The sequence below is a fragment of the Pseudomonas sp. JY-Q genome (genome assembly GCF_001655295.1).
Taxonomy (GTDB): Bacteria; Pseudomonadota; Gammaproteobacteria; order Pseudomonadales; family Pseudomonadaceae; genus Aquipseudomonas; species Aquipseudomonas alloputida.
In genome coordinates, this window is the sequence record NZ_CP011525.1 from 1,393,472 (window position 1) to 1,412,658 (window position 19,187).

A 19,187-nucleotide genomic window follows, 5' to 3' on the forward strand; every position below is an offset into this window, starting at 1 on the left:
GCCGACCGATGAACCGTTAGAGGGTCGAAGTTTCCAACCCGTCGTCACGGTGCAGGGCCACTTGGCGGATCGACAGGCGCAGCTCGGCCGACAGCACTCGCTTGGCCACGCCCTCGGCCAGCTCGCCGAGCTTGTCGTGATAACCCAGCTTGCCTTGCGCATCGGCGTGCAGCACCCCTTGCTGGAGCAGGGTCTGGATGAAGTGGCGGAACAGCGTCTTGTCGAAGAACTCCGGTGCGTTCAGGCCATGCAGGATCGACAGGCGTTGGGCCATCATCACGCACAGGTCTTCCAGCGCTTCGGCGCTGAGGCTGTTCTGCCCGCTGTTGATCAGCAGCGAGGTGGCCATGTAGAAGCGCTGCAGGGTCTGGGTGATGGTGCGGGCGAGCAGGGTCAGCAACACGAACTGCCGCGAGCTGGGCGCCGGGCGCACGTACAGGTCGTTGTCCTGGCGCAGCAGGCCCTGTTCCACCAGCGCGACCAGCCATTGGTCGATGACCTCGTCCAGCTGTTCTGGCGTCCAGCGCAGGAACAGTTCGGCCTGTAGGTAGGGGTAAAGCGCGTGCACATACTGGCCCAGCAGTTCACGGCTCATGCGGGAACTGCTGAGGAAGAAGCTGGCCAGCAGCGCCGGCAGGGCGAAGATGTGCAGCACGTTGTTGCGGTAGTAGGTCATCAGCACCGCGTTGCCTTCATCCAGGTAGAGGATGCGGCCCAGGGCATCCTTCTGCTCGGCCACCAGGTTCATGCTGCGCACATGTTCGATCAGTGCCTGGCCGTCGCCCTCGGGCAGGGTGGTGTGCGGCGAGTAGGGCACTTGGCGCAGCAGCGCCAGGTACAGGTCGAGAACGCGGGTCAGGGCGCGCTCGTCCAGGGCAAGGCGGCTGGTGGACAGCAGTGCCAGGGCCACCAGGTTGACCGGGTTGATGGCCGCCGCCTCGTTGAGGTGGCGGGCCACGGTTTCTCCCAGGCGGGCGGTGGCGGCGTTGAGCCAGTCCGGCCGGTACTGCGGACCGTGATCCTGTTCACGCCAGCCGGGCTGCTGCTGGTCGAGGAAGCCAGCCAGGCGGATGGGTTCGCCGAAGTTGACGTAGACCTGGCCAAAGCGCTGCTTGAGTGCGCCGAACACCTTGAAGATGTCCAGCACCGACTCCTTCTTCTTGCTGGCGCCGCGCAGTTCGCCCAGGTAGGTACGGCCTTCAAGCACGCGCTCGTAGCCGATGTACACCGGCACGAACACGATTGGCGTACGCGACGAACGCAGGAAGCTGCGCAGGGTAATGGCCAGCATCCCGGTGCGCGGCTGCAACATGCGCCCGGTGCGCGAGCGGCCGCCTTCGACGAAGTACTCGACCGGGAAGCCCTTGGTGTACAGGGTATGCAGGTACTCATTGAACACCGCCGTGTAAAGCGGGTTGCCCTTGAACGTGCGGCGCATGAAGAAGGCGCCACCACGGCGTAACAGGTTACCCACCACCGGCATGTTGAGGTTGATGCCTGCAGCCACGTGCGGCGGAGTGAGGCCGTTGCGGAACAGCAGGTACGACAGCAGCAGGTAGTCGATGTGGCTGCGGTGGCACGGCACGTAGATCACTTCATGGCCAGGGGCGATACCCTGCACCTGTTCGATGTGGTTGACCTTGATGCCGTCGTAGATCTTGTTCCAGAACCAGCTGAGCACCACTTCGAGGAAGCGGATGGCGGTATAGGTGTAGTCCGAGGCTATCTCGTTGCCATAGCGCAGTGCCTGGGCCTCGGCTTTGGCCAGCGGCAGGTTCTCGCGCTGCGCTTCGTCGGCAATCGCCTGGCGCACTTGCGGGGCATGGACCAGGCCTTTGACCAGGGTGCGTCGGTGCGAGATGTCCGGGCCGATGACGGCCGTCTTGAGGTTGCGAAAGTGCACGCGCATCAGGCGCTGGGCCATGCGCACGGTGCGCTCGTGGCCTTTGTTGTGCTGCACCAGCTCGCGCAGGTGGATTGGCGCGGAGAACTGTACCCGGGTCTTGCGCCCCAGGATCAGTACGGTCAGCAGCCGGCGCAGGCGCCCGGTTACCGCCCAGCTGTCGGCGAACAGCAGCTTCCAGGGGCTGGACTCGCTGGCCGGGGTCTGGCCCCAGAACACGCTGACAGGAATGATCTGCGCATCTTCTTCAGCATGCTGGCTGACAGCAGCCACCAGGCGTTCGAGGGTGGGCGGTGCGCCGCTTTTGTCCTGGCGGCCGAGCCAGTCCGGGTCGGGGGTCAGGTAGAAGAACGCGGCGGGTTCCTGCAGTGGGCCGACAGCTACCGGCAGCACCGGGCGCGGTAGCCCCGCCTTGGTGCACTCGTGGTCGAGCACGGCCAGGTCGGTGAGCGCGGGCGAGGGCAGCGCATAGAACACCGGCCGGCTGCGGTCGAGGTTGAGGGTCATGGAAGACTGGTTGATGGTCTCGGAGCGCACCCACAGGTACAACAGGCGACGCAGGCCGCCGAATATCAGGCGGTGCAGGGGGGAACGGGTCATGGGGTGTGTGCCCTGGGTGTGATGTTCAGGTGAGTATTCTGCTATTTAGTCTGCCGTATCGGCGTAAGTTCAGCAAAATTCGGCCAACGACGGGACCGTCATCAATTTTTTTTGTTCTGTGTCATATACTCGGCCTGCCACTTGCAGGATATTTCGGCAAGCGGCGTTGGCACGGGGCAGGTGACCTCATGCCTGCAAGGCGATCTTCACAATAAAAATCCGGAGTAGTTCAGATGTCGTCTCGTGAGACTGGGAATGTAAAGTGGTTCAACGATGCCAAGGGTTATGGCTTCATTCAGCGCGAAGGTGGTGCGGATGTGTTCGTCCACTATCGGGCGATCCGCGGTGAGGGGCATCGTACCCTGGTCGAAGGGCAGCGGGTGGAGTACGCCTGCGTGCAGGGCCAGAAAGGCCTGCAAGCCGAAGACGTAGTGGGCCTCTGAGCCTCTGGTTTCAAGCCGTAGGAGCGGGCTTGCCCGCGAAGCAGCCACCACGGTGGCTGCCACGGGCGTGGCCCGTGTTCGCGGGTAAGCCCGCTGCTACAGAAACGAGCAAGCCTGCCGTTTCATGATGTACGCCAGGTGATTTCCTCTTCACCGTCGGCGCTGATGCGGACCCAGCGGTCGGCATCTTCTTCCCCGTCTTCCTCGACCCAGCCACCCGGCGCACAGCGCACTTCCACACCCAGCGCGGCAAATGCGGCGCGGGCGCAGGCAACGTCATCCGCCCACGGCGTCTGGTCGCTTTCCAGGTACAGGCTGTTCCATTTCCCTACAGCCTTGGGTAACCAAGTGACCGGAATGTTACCGGCCTGGCATTTGAAGGTATGGCCTTTCTGCTTCCACTCGGTGCACGGGCCGATTGCCTGGGCGAGCCACTCGGCAATCTGCTTGTGGTCGACGTCGGCGTCCTTCAGGTAGATCTCGATATCAGGTTGACGCATAAGGGCTCCGGGTGTGCTCAGTCTTGGCGCACGAAATAGTCATAACGCATGGAAACCGTGACCTCGAACGGCTCGGGCTGGTCGATCACCCGGGCACGTTTTTCGGCGCTGGCGCGCCAGCCGTGTGGGGTCATGGCCAGCAGGTCGGCGCGGGCCTTGGGCGCGGCCAGGCTCAGGCGGAACTCGAGGGTTTCGCTGTGGGCGTGGGCCATGCCTTCAGGGACCAGGGCCAGGTGCTTGTCGTCGGCGTAAGGGCGTACTTCATCGTAGAGCACTTCACGCAGTTCCATCAGGTGGCCGCTGGTGGGGCCGACCCGCATCAGGCCGCCGCCGGGGCTGAGCAAGCGCTTGGCCTCGGCCCAGTCCAGCGGGCTGAAAACGCTGGCGATGAACTGGCAGCTGGCGTCGGTCAGCGGCACGCGGGCCATGCTGGCGACCATCCAGGTGACCGCCGGTGCTCGGCGGCAGGCGCGCTTGACCGCTTCGCGGGAGATGTCCAGCGCATAGCCGTCGGCGGCCGGCAAGGCCTGGGCGATCTGTGCGGTGTAGTAACCCTCGCCGCAGCCGATGTCCAGCCAGGCGCCAGGCTGGCGCTCGGCGGCCAGTTCGGCCAGGCGGCGGGCGACTGGCGCGTAATGGCCGGCGTCGAGAAAGTCGCGGCGTGCCTCGACCATCGCCTGGTTGTCACCGGGGTCGCGGCTGTTCTTGTGCTGCACCGGCAGCAGGTTCAGGTAACCCTGGCGGGCGCGGTCGAAGCGGTGGCCGGCCGGGCACACCACACCATTATCGAGCCGGCTCAGCGGCGCCTGGCAAAGCGGGCAGGCAAGCATCAGGCGAGCAACCGGACCAGGGTCTGGTAGTAGATTTCGGTCAGCAGATCGAGGTCGCTGGCCAGGATCCGCTCGTCAACCTGGTGGATGGTGGCGTTGACCGGGCCGAGTTCGACCACCTGGGTGCCCATGGTTGCGATGAAGCGGCCATCGGAGGTACCGCCGCTGGTGGATGGCTGGGTATCGCGACCGGTGACGCCCTTGATGCTGGCCGCCACGGCGTCGAGCAGCTCGCCTGGTTCGGTCAGGAACGGCAGGCCCGACAGTGCCCAGTCGACCGACCAGTCCAGTTCATGCTTGTCGAGAATCGCCGACACTCGGGCCTGCAGGCCTTCGACGGTGGACTCGGTAGAGAAGCGGAAGTTGAACAGCGCGGTCAGCTCGCCCGGGACCACGTTGGTGGCGCCGGTGCCGGAATTGAGGTTGGAGATCTGGAAGCTGGTGGGTGGGAAGAACGCATTGCCTTCGTCCCAGTGCTCGGCAGCCAGTTCCGCCAGGGCCGGGGCGGCCAGGTGGATCGGGTTGCGCGCCAGGTGCGGGTAGGCCACATGGCCCTGTTTGCCGCGTATGGTCAGCTTGGCGCCCAGCGAACCACGGCGACCGTTCTTGACCACGTCACCCAGCAAGGTGGTGCTGGACGGTTCGCCGACGATGCACCAATCCAAACGCTCGTTGCGCGCTTTCAGGCGCTCGACCACCGCCTTGGTGCCGTGGTGAGCCGGGCCTTCCTCGTCGCTGGTGATCAGAAACGCGACCTTGCCGCGGTGGTTCGGGTAGTCCTGCACGAAGCGCTCGCTGGCGATGACCATGGACGCCAGGCTGCCCTTCATGTCGGCGGCGCCACGGCCACAGAGCATGCCGTCGGCGTCGATCAGTGCCTCGAAGGGTTCATGCTGCCATTGCTGGACCGGGCCGGTAGGCACCACGTCGGTGTGGCCGGCAAAACACAGTACCGGGCCGTCCTGGCTGCCGTGGGTGGCCCAGAAGTTGTCGACGTCTTCAATGCGCATCGGCTCCAGCTGGAAACCGACGGCGCCCAGACGGTTCATCATCTGCGCCTGGCAATCGGCGTCGACGGGGGTGACCGAGGGGCGACGGATCAGGTCGCAGGCCAGTTGAAGGGTAGGCGAGAGCTCGGCAGGGGCCGTCATGGGGGACTCCGGGGCAAGGCAAGGCGGGGAAATCTGAGGGGCGTTATCTTATATCAAATGGTTTCGGGCAGCACGGCCCATTCGCGGGCATGCCCGCGAATGGGCTGCACAGGTCAGCCCAGGCAACTTCAAGCCTGCTGCGCTTCGGCAGCCTTTTCTGCGGGCTTGGGCAGCGACGACAGGAACGCCATCACCAGCGCTGCTACATAAGGCAACGACTGCACCAGCAACATCGCCACCCAGAAGCGCATGTCCGAACTCGGCAGCCCCTGCACCAGGTAGATGCCCAACGCCGCGCCCCACAGCAGCAACATGATGAACAGCTCTTCCCGCGCTTCGGAAATCGCCACCAGCAACCCATGGCTGTCAGCGTTCTTCGGCGTGCGGAAGAACGGCATGCTGCTGGTGAAGAAACCATACAGTACCGCCTTGGCGATGGTGTGCGACAGTGCCAGCCCGGCCAGCGCAGCTGCGAAGGCATCCTTGAGGTTCACCCCCACCGCTCGGCGGTACAGGAAGATGATCTTGCCGACCTTGAAGAAGAACAGCGCCAGCGGCGGGATGGCGAAGATCATCAGGGGCGGATCGACCCGATGCGGCACGATGATCATCGCCGCCGACCACAACAGCGCGCCGATGGTGAAGAAGATGTTCATGCCATCGGCGATCCACGGTAGCCAGCCGGCCAGGAAGTGGTAGCGCTGGCCACGGGTCAGCTGGCTGCCTTTGCCGCGCAGCAGCGCGCCGGCGTGGTGCTTGATGATCTGGATGGCGCCATAGGCCCAGCGGAAGCGTTGTTTCTTGAAGTCGATGAAGGTGTCGGGCATCAGGCCCTTGCCGTAGCTGTTGTGGGCGTAGGCGGCGGACAGGCCTTTCTCGAACACACGCAGGCCCAGTTCGGCGTCCTCGCAGATGCACCACTCGGCCCAGCCCAGTTCTTCCAGCACACTGCGCCGGGTCATGGTCATGGTGCCGTGCTGGATGATCGCGTCACGGTCGTTGCGGGTAACCATACCGATGTGGAAGAAGCCTTTATATTCGCTGTAGCACAGCTTCTTGAAGGCGCTTTCGTGCTGGTCACGGTAATCCTGCGGTGACTGCACCACGGCAATTTTCGGGTCGGCGAAGTGCGGCACCATGTGCTTGAGCCAGTTGCGGTCGACGCAGTAGTCCGAGTCGATCACCGCGATCACTTCGGCGTCCTTTGCCGTGTGCGGGATCAGGTAATTCAGCGCGCCACCCTTGAAGCCGGCCAGCGGCGCGACGTGGAAGAACTTGAAGCGCTCGCCAAGCTTTTCGCAGTGGGCCTTGAGCGGCTCCCACACGGCCGGGTCCTTGGTGTTGTTGTCGATCACCAGCACTTCGTAGTCGGGGTAGTCCAGGGCGGCCAGGGCGTCCAGGGTCTGTTTCACCATCTCAGGTGGCTCGTTGTAGCACGGCACATGCACCGACACCTTGGGCCGGTAGGCACTGTCGGCCTGCACGGGCAGGAACTCGCGGCGGCGCTTGTGTATCCAGACCGCCTCGGCCAGTTCGTGGGCCTCGGTGAGCAGCACGATGAACACGCCCAGCGCGCCGAGGGCCAGCAGCACGCCCACGGTAAGGCTGAACCAGGTGCTGTATTGCTGGCTGTAGTCGTAGGCGATCCACACCAGTACCGACCCGCACAGGAAGGTGATGAACGTCAGGAAGGTACGGCCACGCTGGCGCAGGGCCGAGCCATCGATGAACAGCACCATCAGGGCGATCATTGCCAGCACCACCGACGCCACTGCCAGGGCCCGCCACTGCGGGATCGCCACCACGGGGCCGTCGAAGTTGAACTTCTGCTGGCGCTCGGCGTTGTAGACGCCCCAGTAGGCGCCTACCGACCCTTCGTCGCTGGCCTTCCAGGGTTGGTCATAGGCTTCAATGACAAAGTAGTTGTAGCCACGGCGGTTGAGGGTATTGACCAGGGTGCGCAAGTAGATGGCCTGGTCGGCCTGTGTGGCATCGGCACCACCGCGCATGCGGCCGTTGCTCGGCCAGCCGACTTCCGACAGCAGCAGGGGTTTGCGCGGGAACTGGTGCTTCAGTTCACGGGCGCGGTCGAGGACGAACTCGACCGAATCCTTCATCGGCACGAACTCCCAGTAGGGCAGGATGTGCGCGGCAATCAGGTCGACGTGCCTGGCCAGCTCAGGATGTTCCTTCCAGATGTGCCATTGTTCACTGGTGGTCACAGGCACCTTCACGGCTGCGCGTACCCGGTCCAGGTATTTGATCAGGTTTTCCGGTGTGACTTCTTCACGGAACAGCGCCTCGTTGCCGACCACCACCCGCACCACGCTGCGCGACGTGTTGGCCAGCTGGATGGCCGTGGCAATTTCGCGCTCGTTGCGCTCCAGGTCCGGGCTGATCCATATCCCCAGCGTCACCCGCAGGCCGAACTCCTCGGCCAGGCGCGGTATGTCAGCCTGGGTGCCTTCCACGGTATAGATACGGATGCTGTCGGTCAGTTTGCTCAGTTGCTCCAGGTCCTGGCGCATTTCGTCGTCGGTGGGGTACTGACCCTTCTGTGGGCTTTCGCCCAGGCGGAACGGCGAATACGAAAAGCCAGAGATCTGTTCTGGCCAGGCGGGGGCGGAGACCGGGCGGTTGATCAGTGCCCAGAACCCGGTGAACAGTGCGGCGATGGCCAGCACCACTACCAGGTTCAGGCCGAATTTACGTGAAGACATCGTCGTCCATTCATGTGGAAGTGATAGGACATTAAAGCAGGGTTGGCAGTCTCTTTCCTAACGATGCAGGCCAAGGGTTCACTGGCATATAATGCGCGCCGGTTTTTTGGGGTATGAACATGAGCACAGAAGATCCACGCTTTGCCGGCGTTGCCCGGCTGTATGGCGACCAGGGGCTGCAACGTCTGGGCCAGGCCCATGTGGCTGTGGTCGGTATTGGCGGGGTGGGCTCGTGGGTGGCCGAAGCCCTGGCACGCAGCGGCGTGGGCGAGATTACCCTGTTCGACCTGGACGATGTCTGCGTCAGCAACACCAACCGCCAGGCCCATGCGCTGGAAGGGCAGGTGGGGCGGCCCAAGGTCGAGGTCATGGCCGAGCGCCTGCGGGCGATCAACCCAGGGTGTACGGTGCATGCGGTGGCCGACTTCGTCACCCGCGAGACCATGGCCGAGTACATCACCGAGCACCTCGACTGCGTGATCGACTGCATCGACAGCGTCATGGCCAAGGCGGCGCTGATCGCCTGGTGTCGGCGGCGCAAGATTGCCATTGTCACTACCGGTGGCGCGGGTGGGCAGATCGACCCGACGCAGATCCAGATCGCCGACCTGAACAAGACCTTCAACGACCCGTTGGCTTCACGGGTGCGTTCCACCCTGCGCCGCGACTACAACTTCTCGCGTAATGTCAGCCGTAACTATGGCGTGCCGTGCGTGTTCTCCAGTGAACAGCTGCGTTACCCCAAGGGTGATGGCAGTGTTTGCCTGCAGAAAAGCTTTGTCGGTGAAGGCGTGCGGCTGGACTGCTCGGGTGGCTTTGGCGCGGTGATGATGGTGACTGCGACCTTTGGCATGGTAGCGGCGAGCAAGGCGATAGAAAAACTGGTGGCTGGAGCGCGCCGGCCGTCGGAACGGGTCAAGCCTGAATAGACCGCGTGGGCGTCTTCGCGGGCCCGCCCGCTACAGGTATTGCATCTCTTCCAAGCATGATGCCGTACCTGTGGGAGCGGGCAGGCCCGCGAAGCAACCAGCGCCGATTCAGCGGTTGGACGCCAACTCCGCCATCCGCTGCAACACCGCATGCAGCCCATTGCTGCGCGACGGCGACAATTGGCGCTCCAGCCCGAGCTGGGTAAACCACTCGCGCAGATCAATCCCGGCCAGCTCCTCACTGGCCAGTCCCTGCACCCGCACCAGCAACAGCGCCAGCAGCCCACGCAACAAGCGGGCATCGCTGCTGGCCTTGAACCGCCACACGCCCTCGATCTGCTCGGCCACCAGCCACACCAGGCTCTCGCAGCCATGCACCCGGTTGGCCTCGGTCTTTTCGGCGTCTGCCAGCGGCTCCAGGCGGTCACCCCACTGCATCAACAGCCGCGCACGCTGTTCCCAGCCTTTGCCCTGTTGAAACGCTTCCAGCGCTTGGTGCGCCTGTTCCGGCAGGCTCATCGCAACAGCTCCAGGCCTTGGTCCAGCGCGTCGAAGAAACGCTGCACGTCATCGCTGTCGTTGTACAAACCCAGCGACACCCGTATCGCGCCCTCCAGCCCCAGCCCCTTCAGCAGTGGCATGGCACAGTGGTGACCGGCACGCACGGCAATGCCCTGTTCAGTCAGCAGGTGAGCGATATCGGCGTTGTGCACGCCCTCGATGACGAAACTGGCCAGGGCCGTCTGCGGTGTGCCCAACACCCGCACGCCCTCGCGGTCGCCCAAGCCACGCAGCAGGTGCTGGTGCAGGCTGGCTTCATGCGCTGCCACCGCATGGGCATCGAGGCTGGCCAGGTAGTCCAGCGTTGCACCCAGGCCGATCACCCCGGCAATCGGCGGCGTACCCGCTTCGAAGCCCAGGGGCGCGGGACGGAAGCTGGCGCTGTGGTACTCGGCCAGCTGCACCATCTCGCCACCGAACTGCCAGTGGCGTAACAGCTCCAGGGCCTGGGCGCGGCCATAGAGCACGCCGACGCCGTCCGGACCGTACAGCTTGTGGCTGGAAAACACATAGAAGTCGCAGCCCAGTTGCTGCATGTCCTGGCGACCATGCACCACGCCCTGGGCACCATCGACCACCGTCAGCGCGCCTTGGGCGCGGGCATGGGCCAGCAGCGCTGGCAGCGGTTGCCAGGTACCCAGCACGTTGGACAGCTGGCTGATGGCGAGCACTCGGGTGCGCGGGCCGATCAGTTGCAGTGCCTGGTCCTGGTCGATACGACCCTGGGCGTCCAGTGGCAGCACCACCAGGCGCAGGTTGCGCCGGTGTGCCAGCTGTTGCCAGGGCAGCAGGTTGGCATGGTGCTCCAGGGCACTGATGGCAATTTCGTCACCGGCCTCGAGGCGGTGCTCCAGGCCATAGGCCAGCAGGTTCAGTGCCGAGGTGGCGCCGTGGGTGAACACGATCTGTCGCGAGTCTGCGGCATTGAGCCAGGCGGCGACCTTGTCGCGGCTGGTTTCGAAGGCCTGGGTCGCCAGCGCACCCGGCAAATGCTGGGCACGGTGCACGTTGGCTGCGCCATGGCCGTAGTAATGGCCCAGGGCATCGAGCAGGGCTTGCGGCTTCTGGGTGGTGGCGGCGCTGTCCAGATAGGTCTGGTGCTGCCGTTGCAGGGCGGCGATGGCGGGGAAGTCGGCACGCCAGGGAGAGGGCTGGAACATGTTTGCGAGGCCTGGAATGAAAATCGGGTCTGGTGCATTGGCGCCAGACCCGATCTTAACACCTCAAACCCGGTAGGGTTCTCAGTTGTGAGCGTGCAGCGCTTCGTTCAGCTCGATGGCCGACTTGTGGGTCTTGCACTCTACCGCGCCGTTCAGCGAGTTGCGGCGGAACAGCAGGTCGGTCTGGCCGGCCAGGTCGCGGGCCTTGACCACTTTGACCAGTTCGTTGTTCTCGTCCAGCAGGTTCACCTTGGTGCCCGCGGTGATGTACAGGCCGGCTTCGACGGTGTTGCGGTCGCCCAACGGAATACCGATACCGGCGTTGGCGCCGATCAGGCAGCCCTCGCCGACTTTGATGACGATGTTGCCGCCACCGGACAGGGTGCCCATGGTCGAGCAGCCGCCGCCCAGGTCCGAGCCCTTGCCGACGAATACGCCAGCGGAAACGCGGCCTTCGATCATGCCCGGGCCTTCGGTACCCGCGTTAAAGTTGACGAAGCCTTCGTGCATGATGGTGGTGCCTTCGCCAATGTAGGCGCCCAGGCGCACACGGGCGGTGTCGGCGATACGCACGCCGGCCGGGACCACGTAGTCGGTCATTTTCGGGAACTTGTCCACCGAGAACACTTCCAGCAGCTCGCCCTTCAGGCGTGCTTCCAGTTGCAGCTCGGCCAGTTCGCCCAGGTCGACCGCGCCCTGGTTGGTCCAGGCCACGTTCGGCAGCAGCGGGAAGATACCGGCCAGGCTTACGCCATGCGGCTTGACCAGGCGGTGCGACAGCAGGTGCAGCTTGAGGTAGGCCTCTGGGGTCGAGCTCAGGGCAGCGTCTTCGGCCAGCAGGGTGGCGACCAGCGGCTTGTGGCTCTCTGCCAGGCGGGTCAGCAGGGCGGCCTGGGCAGCGTCCACGCCCTTCAGGGCTTCGGCCAGTTGTGCGGCCTGGGCGTTGCTGAAGGCGATGGCCTGGTTGCCACCTTCGTAACCGAGAACAGGGGCTACTGCAGCAACCAGTTCGGCGCTTGGGTTGAGCAGCGGTTGTGCGTAGAACACTTCCAGCCAGGCGCCCTGGCGGTTCTGGGAGCCGACACCGAAGGCCAGGCTGAACAGGGTATTGGACATGTGATTACCTCGTGCGAAATAGGGTGGGGGCTCAGGCCAGGGCAGCGGCGTACAGGTCGGGCTTGAAGCCAACCAGGGTACGCGCGCCAAGGTCGAGCACCGGGCGTTTGATCATCGACGGCTGGGCCAGCATCAGCTCGACGGCCTTGGCCTGGTCGAGGTCTGCCTTGCTGGCGTCGTCCAGCTTGCGGAAGGTGGTGCCGGCACGGTTGAGGATGACTTCCCAGCCGTGTTCGTCGCACCAGCGGTTCAGGCTGTCACGGTCGATGCCTTGGGTTTTGTAATCATGGAATTCGTAGGCGATGGCTTTGTCTTCGAGCCAGGTACGCGCCTTTTTCATGGTGTCACAGGCTTTGATGCCGTAGAGCGTGTAGGTCATTGTGTACATTGGGGATACAGGTTGCCCCAATCTCTCCGTTTTTCGATGTCAGTCGCGGGATTATGCGGGAACGAGACTGGGAGCGCCACGGGTGTGCAAGTCTTGGGGGTTGGTGGGGCGTGGTTAGGTCTGCCTTGAGTCTTGTAGCGCGTTTGAGATCGAGCGCCGCCAGGTTCCTGGCTTAAGAGATTCAGCGCCTTTGAGATCGAGCGCCGCCCGCGCGGCGCTTCGCGGGTAAACCCGCTCCTACGTTTGTTTCGGGCCAGTTATGCCTGTGGCATTTGCGCGCGAACGCCTTGGCGCACGCCTCGATATCGCGTCGTACAAACAAGGCGGTCGCGCGGGTCTGGCACAGGCGATACTGGCCCGAAACAAATGTAGGAGCGGGTTTACCCGCGAAGCGCCGCGCGGGCGGCGCTCGATCTCGCAGGCGCTGAATCTCTTAAGCCGGGAACCTGGCGGCGCTCGATCTCTTGGCGCACGCCTCGATATCGCGTCGTACAAACAAGGCGGTCGCGCGGGTCTGGCACAGGCGATACTGGCCCGAAACAAATGTAGGAGCGGGTTTACCCGCGAAGCGCCGCGCGGGCGGCGCTCGATCTCGCAGGCGCTGAATCTCTTAAGCCGGGAACCTGGCGGCGCTCGATCTCTTGGCGCACGCCTCGATATCGCGTCGTACAAACAAGGCGGTCGCGCGGGTCTGGCACAGGCGATACTGGCCCGAAACAAATGTAGGAGCGGGTTTACCCGCGAAGCGCCGCGCGGGCGGCGCTCGATCTCGCAGGCGCTGAATCTCTTAAGCCGGGAACCTGGCGGCGCTCGATCTCTTGGCGCACGCCTCGATATCGCGTCGTACAAACAAGGCGGTCGCGCGGGTCTGGCACAGGCGATACTGGCCCGAAACAAACGTAGGAGCGGGTTTACCCGCGAAGCGCCGCGCGGGCGGCGCTCGTTCTCGCAGGCGCTGAATGTCTTAAGCCGGGAACCTGGCGGCGCTCGATCTCAAAGGCGCTACAAGACTCAAGGCAGGCCCTACCATCAAACCTAAGTATCATCATGTTACATATTCAACCTCCACCTGCGACTATCGTGCAGCGGCCCCAGCTCGCCGATCGCCGCTAACATATTGTTTCAATGGCGATGTTTCGCCCCGTTGTCGTTTCTGGTTCACAAAGGAAGCCTTACCGGATGCAGTCCGCCTACACCGTCCTCATCCTGCTGACCCTGGTCAGCCTGTCGAAGCTGGTCGGCCGTGTGATCCCGCTGCCATTGCCGCTGGTACAGATTGCCGCCGGTGCCTTGCTGGCGTGGCCGACGCTGGGCCTGCATGTAGCCCTTGACCCCGAATTGTTCCTGTTCCTGTTCCTGCCTCCGCTGCTGTTCGCCGACGGCTGGCGCATCCCCAAGCGTGAGTTATGGCGCATTCGTGGCCCGGTAGTGGCGCTGGCCGTGGGGCTGGTGTTGTTCACCGTGGTCGGGGCCGGTTACTTCATCCACTGGTTGCTGCCGAGCATCCCGTTGCCGGTGGCCTTCGCCCTGGCCGCAGTGCTTTCGCCGACCGACGCCGTGGCCGTTTCGGCCATTGCCCAGGACCGCCTGCCGACTCCCCTGATGCACATGCTGCAGGGCGAGGCGCTGATGAACGACGCGTCAGGCCTGGTAACCTTCAAGTTCGCCTTGGCGGCGGCGATCACCGGGGTGTTTTCGTTGGCTGACGCCAGCTTCAGCTTCGTGTTGGTCGCACTGGGCGGCCTTGCGGTGGGCGTGGTACTGAGCTGGTTGATCGGTCGCCTGCGCATGTGGATGATCACCCGGGGCTGGGACGATCCGGCTACCCATGTGGTGTTCATGTTGCTGCTGCCGTTCGCAGCCTACGTGCTGGCCGAGCGCCTGGGCGTTTCGGGTATTCTCTCGGCAGTGGCGGCCGGCATGATGCAGAGCTGGCTCGACCTGCTGCCGCGTCAGACCAGTACCCGCCTGCTCAACCGCAGTGTGTGGTCGTTGCTGGAGTTTGCCTTCAATGGCCTGATCTTCCTGTTGTTGGGCTTGCAGTTGCCAGACATCATCAAGGCCGTGGTCAGCCACGAAGCGACCCTCTGGCCGACATTGGCCTACCGCTGCCTGGACGTGGTGGCGATCTTTGCCGCACTGATTCTGTTGCGGTTCATCTGGGTCCAGAGTATCTGGCGCTCGATCGGTGTGGTCCGTCGCTGGCGCGGCAAGCCGGCACTGGTGCTGATGCCTACGGCGCGTTCCTGCTGGTTGCTGACCTTGGGGGGTGTGCGCGGCGCTGTCACCCTGGCGGGTGTCATGTCGATCCCGTTGCTGATAGGGGCTGGTACAGCGTTCCCGGAGCGTGACCTGCTTATCTTCATTGCTGCGGGGGTAATCCTGCTGTCGTTGATCAGCGCCTGCATCGCGCTGCCGATATTACTGCGCGGGGTGACCAAGAGCCCTGACGAGCGCTTGCACCAAGAGGTGCAGGAAGCCTGGCGGCGCACAGCCGAGGCGGCGATTCATGCCTTGGAGGCAGAAGAGGTGATCGACAGCAACGCACCGCAGGATGCTGCGCAGGCAACGTTGGCGACCGAGTTGAAGGCGCGCTTGATGGCTGAGTACCGGGATGAGCTGGAAAGCTACGACGACAGTGCTGAAGCCAAGGCCCTGGCCGCACAGATGGACTTGCTGGAGCGGCGTTTACGCTTGCGTGCCCTGAGGGCGCAGCGGCTGGAATTGTATAACCTGCATCGCCAGCACCTGGTGGGGGATGAGGTGGTGCGGCAAGTACTGGGTGAGCTGGATATGAGTGAGGCGAACCTGGGTTCAGTCAAGTAGATCCCAAGAGGGCTGCGTTGCAGCCCCTGTAGGAGCGGGTTTACCCGCGAAGAATCCAGCGCGGTAAATGGCACCGGCCGTGCCGCGCTGGTAACCCGCTCCCACAGGCCCCTGCCAGATCAGCGGTTTTGCAGGAAGGTGCGAATCCGCTCGGCCGCCTCGATGCATTCGGCCAGCGGTGCAACCAGGGCCATGCGCACGCGCCCGGCACCCGGGTTCACGCCATTCACTTCACGCGACAGGTACGACCCCGGCACCACGGTCACATGCTGGGCTTCGAACAGGTCGCGGGTGAACTCGGCATCGTCGCCCGGTACCTTGGCCCACAGGTAGAAACTGCCGTCCGGGCGTTGCACGTCCAGTACCGGCTGCAGAATATCCAGCACGGCATCGTACTTGGCTCGGTATTGGTCGCGGTTCGCGCGCACATGCGCCTCGTCCTGCCAGGCAGCGATGCTGGCCAGCTGGGTTTGCACCGGCATCGCGCAGCCGTGGTAGGTGCGGTACAGCAAAAACGGCTTGATGATCTGGGCATCGCCCGCGACGAAGCCCGAGCGCAGCCCAGGCAGGTTGGAGCGCTTGGACAGGCTGTGGAACACCACGCAGCGCGCAAAATCGCTGCGGCCAAGCTCGGCGCATGCCGACAGCAGGCCTGGCGGTGGCGCGTCCTCGTCGAAGTACAGCTCGCTGTAGCACTCGTCGGCGGCGATCACGAAGTCGTGTTCGTCAGCCAGGGCAATCAGCTTCTTCAGGGTGTTCATTGGCACCAGCGCACCGGTAGGGTTGCCCGGCGAGCACAGGAACAGGATCTGGCAACGCTTCCACACCTCGGCCGGTACGGCGTCGAAGTCCGGGTTGAAACCGTTGTTTTCCAGGCACGGCAGGTAGTGCGGGGTGGCACCGGCCAGCAGCGCTGCGCCTTCGTAGATCTGGTAGAACGGGTTGGGGCTGATCACCAGGCCGTCATCGGCGCGGTTGACCACGGCCTGGGTGAAAGCGAACAGCGCTTCACGGGTGCCGTTGACCGGGAGGATGTGGCGGTCGGCGTCCAGCCAGCCGGCGGGCACGCCAAAGCGTCGTTCGCACCACTGGCCGATGGCCTGGCGCAGGGCTGGCAAACCAAGGGTGCTGGGGTAAACCGCCAGCTTGTCGAGGTTGTCGGCCATGGCCTGGGCAACGAACGCCGGCGATTCGTGCTTCGGCTCACCGATCGACAGGGCGATGGCGCGTTTGTCCGCCGCAGGCTTCACGCTGCCCAGCAGGGCGCGAAGCTTTTCGAACGGATAGGGCTGAAGCTGGGTCAAGGCATGGTTCATCGGCGCAAGGTCTCGTCAATCGTCTAATCGTTAAAAGGTCACGCGGGTCTGGCTGGTGTCGCTACCTTGGCCGGCCTGCAGTTGCTGCACGATGGCTTCCTGCAGGCGGCTGCACAGCTGCGGGTCTGACAGCGGCTGGTTGTCGGCATCGGTAATGAAGAACACGTCTTCTACCCGCTCGCCGAGGGTGGCGATCTTGGCGTTTTGCAGTGACAGGTCGAACTCCAGGAAGATCCGCCCCAGCCGGGCCAGCAGGCCCGGGCGGTCTGGCGCGGTGATTTCGAGGATGGTCACCGGCCGCTGGGCATCGTTGAGGATGGTCACTTGCGGTGGGAAGTCGAAGTGCTTGAGCTGCCGCGGCACCCGGCGCTGGATGATGGTCGGGTAGTCCTCGGGGTTGCGCAGCGCTTCGGTCAGGCCGTCGCGAATCTGCTTGACCCGCTGCGGGTTGTCGCCGATCGAGCCGCCGTCGTTGTCCAGCACAATATAGGTGTCGAGGGTGAACTGGCTGCTCGACGTGATGATTCGTGCGTCGTGGATGTTCAGGTTCAACTGCGACATGGCCGCCACCGTCACGGCGAAGAAATCGTGCTGGTCGGGGGCATAGATGAAGATCTGCGTGCCGCCTTCGAACTCGCGCTGGGTGGTTTCCTTGATCAGCACCAGCGGCCCGCCATCGGCCGGTTGCTGCAGGATCGCATCCGTGTGCCAAGCCACGTCGGCGGCGGTGTGCTTGAGGAAATAGTCATCGCCCAGTTGCGCCCATAGCTGCTCGACGTCATCCGGGTCGGTGCCCTCGCGCACCAGGATATCCAGCGCTGAAGACTGGGTCTGGCGAATCTGCTCTTCACGGTCCAGCGGGTTTTCCAGGCCGCGGCGCAGGGCGCGCTTGGTTTCGGTGTACAGCTGGCGCAGCAGGCTGGCCCGCCACGAGTTCCACAGGCTGGGGTTGGTGGCGTTGATGTCGGCCACGGTCAGTACGTACAGGTAGTCAAGGCGCGTCTCGTCGCCCACGTGCAGGGCAAAGTCGTTGATCACCTGCGGGTCGGACAAGTCCTTGCGCTGAGCGGTGGTCGACATCACCAGGTGGTTCTGCACCAGCCAGACGATCAGGCGGCTGTCCCAGGCCGGCAACTGGTGCCGTTCGCAGAACTTCTGCGCGTCCACTGCACCGATTTCCGAGTGGTCGCCCTGGCGACCCTTGCCGATGTCGTGGTACAGGCCGGCCAGGTAGATCAGCTCGGGTTTGGGCAGGCGCCCCATGAGCTTGCTGGCCAGCGGGAATTTCTCGGACACCGGCGTGTATTGCAGCTTGCGCAGGTGCTTGATGAGGTTGAGGGTATGCGCGTCGACCGTATAGATGTGGAACAGGTCATGCTGCATCTGCCCGACGATCAGGCCGAATTCTGGCAGGTAACGGCCGAGAATGCCGTAGCGGTTCATCCGGCGCAGGTTGCGGTGGATGCCGATTTCGCACTTGAACAGCTCGATGAACAGGCTGGTATTGCGGATGTCGGTGCGGAACGTGTCGTCGATCAGGTGGCGGTGTTCGCGCAGCAGGCGCACGGTATCGGCACGCACGCCCTTGATCTCGGGGTGTTGGGCCATCAGCACGAAGATTTCCAGCATGGCGAATGGCGTGCGCTTGAACACGTTCGGATGGGCGGCCTCAATGTAGCCGTCATGCAGGCGGAACCGCGCGTTCAGCGGCTGGGTGCTGCCACTTTCCTCATCGGCGAGGATAACCTCTTCGAAGTGCTGGATGATCAGGTCGCACAGCTGGCTGATGCTCATCACCACCCGGTAGTACTGCTGCATGAATTGTTCGATCGCCCGCTTGGGGTTTTCATCGCTGTAGCCCAGCAGCGTGGCGATGCTGCGCTGGTGGTCGAACAGCAGGCGGTCTTCGGCGCGTCCGGCCAGCATGTGCAGGGCATAACGGACTTTCCAGAGGAAGTCCTGGGACGAAGCCAGCAGTTCATTCTCGCTTTCCAGCAAGAAGCCTTCGCCGGCCAGTGCATGCAGGTTGAGCGTCCCGTACTGGCGGCGGGCCACCCAAAGGACCGTCTGGATGTCACGCAGGCCACCTGGCGAACCCTTGACGTTGGGTTCGAGGTTGTACTCCGTGTCGTTGTACTTGTGGTGGCGGGCCTTGAGTTCGGCGCGCTTGGCCAGGAAGAACTCCTTGCTCGGCCACATGTGCGCGGTGCTGGTGACTTCCAGCATGCGCTGACGCAAGGCCTCGGGGCCGGCGATGGTGCGGCTTTCCATCAGGTTGGTGATTACCGTCAAGTCGGCGCGGGCCTGTTCGGCGCACTCGTCGACGGTGCGCACGCTCTGGCCGACTTCCAGGCCAATGTCCCACAGCAAGGTCAGAAAGCGCTCGATGGCGTCGCGGTACTGCTCGTGCTCGGCAGCGCCCAGCAGAATCAGCAGGTCGATGTCCGAGTGCGGGTGCAGTTCACCGCGCCCGTAGCCGCCCACCGCAACCAGGGCGATGCCGCTCTGGTCGCCCCAGTCGAACTGGTTCCACGCCTGTTGCAGGATATTGTCGACGAGCCAGGCGCGGGCCTCGATCAGCGGGCGGATGTCGCTGCCGGCGCTAAAACGTTTGTCGAGCACCTCGCCGGCCAGGCGGATGGCTTTCTTGAAGGCGGCGATGGGGCTCGCCTTGAGGGCCAGTTCCGCCTGGAACTGGCCACGGTCGAACAGCTCGGGATCCACCTGGGGCATCGCGTCACGTT

15 protein-coding genes are annotated in these 19,187 nt (G+C 63.9%); 4 read left to right on the top strand and 11 right to left on the bottom strand.

Annotation, left to right across the window (positions count from 1 at the left end):
- Nucleotides 1-16 precede the first annotated feature (16 nt).
- Complete coding sequence (plsB, locus tag AA098_RS06205; RefSeq protein ID WP_004574735.1) at nucleotides 17-2,503, bottom strand: glycerol-3-phosphate 1-O-acyltransferase PlsB; 2,487 nt, start codon at nucleotides 2,501-2,503, stop codon at nucleotides 17-19.
- A gap of 233 nt (nucleotides 2,504-2,736) precedes the next feature.
- On the opposite strand from plsB, the gene AA098_RS06210 reads away from it, so the two are divergent.
- Entirely contained in the window at nucleotides 2,737-2,946 is a 210-nt protein-coding gene (locus tag AA098_RS06210) for a cold-shock protein (RefSeq protein WP_003252255.1), read from the top strand.
- Nucleotides 2,947-3,068: 122 nt separating this feature from the next.
- On the opposite strand, the gene AA098_RS06215 is transcribed toward AA098_RS06210, so the two are convergent.
- From AA098_RS06215 to AA098_RS06230, 4 genes are all read right to left on the bottom strand, one after another.
- Nucleotides 3,069-3,446, bottom strand: coding sequence for a hypothetical protein (locus AA098_RS06215; protein WP_010952612.1), 378 nt, complete (start codon nucleotides 3,444-3,446; stop codon nucleotides 3,069-3,071).
- A 17-nt stretch (nucleotides 3,447-3,463) separates the two neighbouring features.
- Nucleotides 3,464-4,276 carry a putative RNA methyltransferase gene (locus tag AA098_RS06220; protein WP_003252259.1) on the bottom strand — a complete coding sequence of 271 codons (813 nt, stop codon included), beginning with the start codon at nucleotides 4,274-4,276 and terminating at the stop codon, nucleotides 3,464-3,466.
- Complete coding sequence (gene dapE / locus AA098_RS06225) at nucleotides 4,276-5,427, bottom strand: succinyl-diaminopimelate desuccinylase (protein WP_004574734.1); 1,152 nt, start codon at nucleotides 5,425-5,427, stop codon at nucleotides 4,276-4,278. The genes AA098_RS06220 and dapE overlap by 1 nt, the downstream gene beginning before the upstream one ends.
- 128 nt (nucleotides 5,428-5,555) lie before the next feature.
- Nucleotides 5,556-8,147 (bottom strand): glycosyltransferase, encoded by a 2,592-nt coding sequence (locus AA098_RS06230; protein ID WP_003252262.1) that lies wholly within the window; start codon nucleotides 8,145-8,147, stop codon nucleotides 5,556-5,558.
- A 119-nt stretch (nucleotides 8,148-8,266) separates the two neighbouring features.
- On the opposite strand from AA098_RS06230, the gene tcdA reads away from it, so the two are divergent.
- Complete coding sequence (tcdA, locus tag AA098_RS06235) at nucleotides 8,267-9,076, top strand: tRNA cyclic N6-threonylcarbamoyladenosine(37) synthase TcdA (RefSeq protein ID WP_003252264.1); 810 nt, start codon at nucleotides 8,267-8,269, stop codon at nucleotides 9,074-9,076.
- A gap of 108 nt (nucleotides 9,077-9,184) precedes the next feature.
- Here the strand turns inward: tcdA and AA098_RS06240 are convergent, their stop codons facing one another.
- From AA098_RS06240 to AA098_RS06255, 4 genes are all read right to left on the bottom strand, one after another.
- Nucleotides 9,185-9,595, bottom strand: a complete 411-nt coding sequence (locus AA098_RS06240; RefSeq protein ID WP_003252266.1) for a SufE family protein — start codon at nucleotides 9,593-9,595, stop codon at nucleotides 9,185-9,187.
- On the bottom strand, nucleotides 9,592-10,797 hold the full coding sequence (locus AA098_RS06245) for a cysteine desulfurase (protein WP_064613939.1): 1,206 nt from the start codon (nucleotides 10,795-10,797) through the stop codon (nucleotides 9,592-9,594). Before AA098_RS06245 ends, AA098_RS06240 begins: the two co-directional genes overlap by 4 nt.
- Before the next feature lie 81 nt (nucleotides 10,798-10,878).
- Complete coding sequence (dapD, locus tag AA098_RS06250) at nucleotides 10,879-11,913, bottom strand: 2,3,4,5-tetrahydropyridine-2,6-dicarboxylate N-succinyltransferase (RefSeq protein WP_004574732.1); 1,035 nt, start codon at nucleotides 11,911-11,913, stop codon at nucleotides 10,879-10,881.
- 31 nt (nucleotides 11,914-11,944) lie between these two features.
- The gene (locus AA098_RS06255; protein ID WP_003252272.1) at nucleotides 11,945-12,292 is read right to left on the bottom strand and encodes an ArsC family reductase; all 348 of its coding nucleotides are present in this window, start codon (nucleotides 12,290-12,292) and stop codon (nucleotides 11,945-11,947) included.
- Nucleotides 12,293-12,560: 268 nt separating this feature from the next.
- Here AA098_RS06255 and AA098_RS29090 point away from each other — a divergent pair, with 268 nt between their 5' ends.
- Nucleotides 12,561-13,340: a hypothetical protein gene (locus AA098_RS29090; RefSeq protein ID WP_156747512.1), complete on the top strand. Its 780-nt coding sequence runs from the start codon at nucleotides 12,561-12,563 to the stop codon at nucleotides 13,338-13,340.
- A 140-nt stretch (nucleotides 13,341-13,480) separates the two neighbouring features.
- Complete coding sequence (locus AA098_RS06260; RefSeq protein ID WP_060546238.1) at nucleotides 13,481-15,127, top strand: Na+/H+ antiporter; 1,647 nt, start codon at nucleotides 13,481-13,483, stop codon at nucleotides 15,125-15,127.
- 119 nt (nucleotides 15,128-15,246) lie between these two features.
- Here the strand turns inward: AA098_RS06260 and dapC are convergent, their stop codons facing one another.
- Together dapC and AA098_RS06270 are read right to left on the bottom strand one after the other, a co-directional pair.
- The gene (gene dapC / locus AA098_RS06265; protein WP_004574730.1) at nucleotides 15,247-16,443 is read right to left on the bottom strand and encodes a succinyldiaminopimelate transaminase; all 1,197 of its coding nucleotides are present in this window, start codon (nucleotides 16,441-16,443) and stop codon (nucleotides 15,247-15,249) included.
- Nucleotides 16,444-16,473: 30 nt separating this feature from the next.
- Nucleotides 16,474-19,176, bottom strand: coding sequence for a [protein-PII] uridylyltransferase (locus tag AA098_RS06270; protein ID WP_003252283.1), 2,703 nt, complete (start codon nucleotides 19,174-19,176; stop codon nucleotides 16,474-16,476).
- Nucleotides 19,177-19,187: the final 11 nt, after the last annotated feature.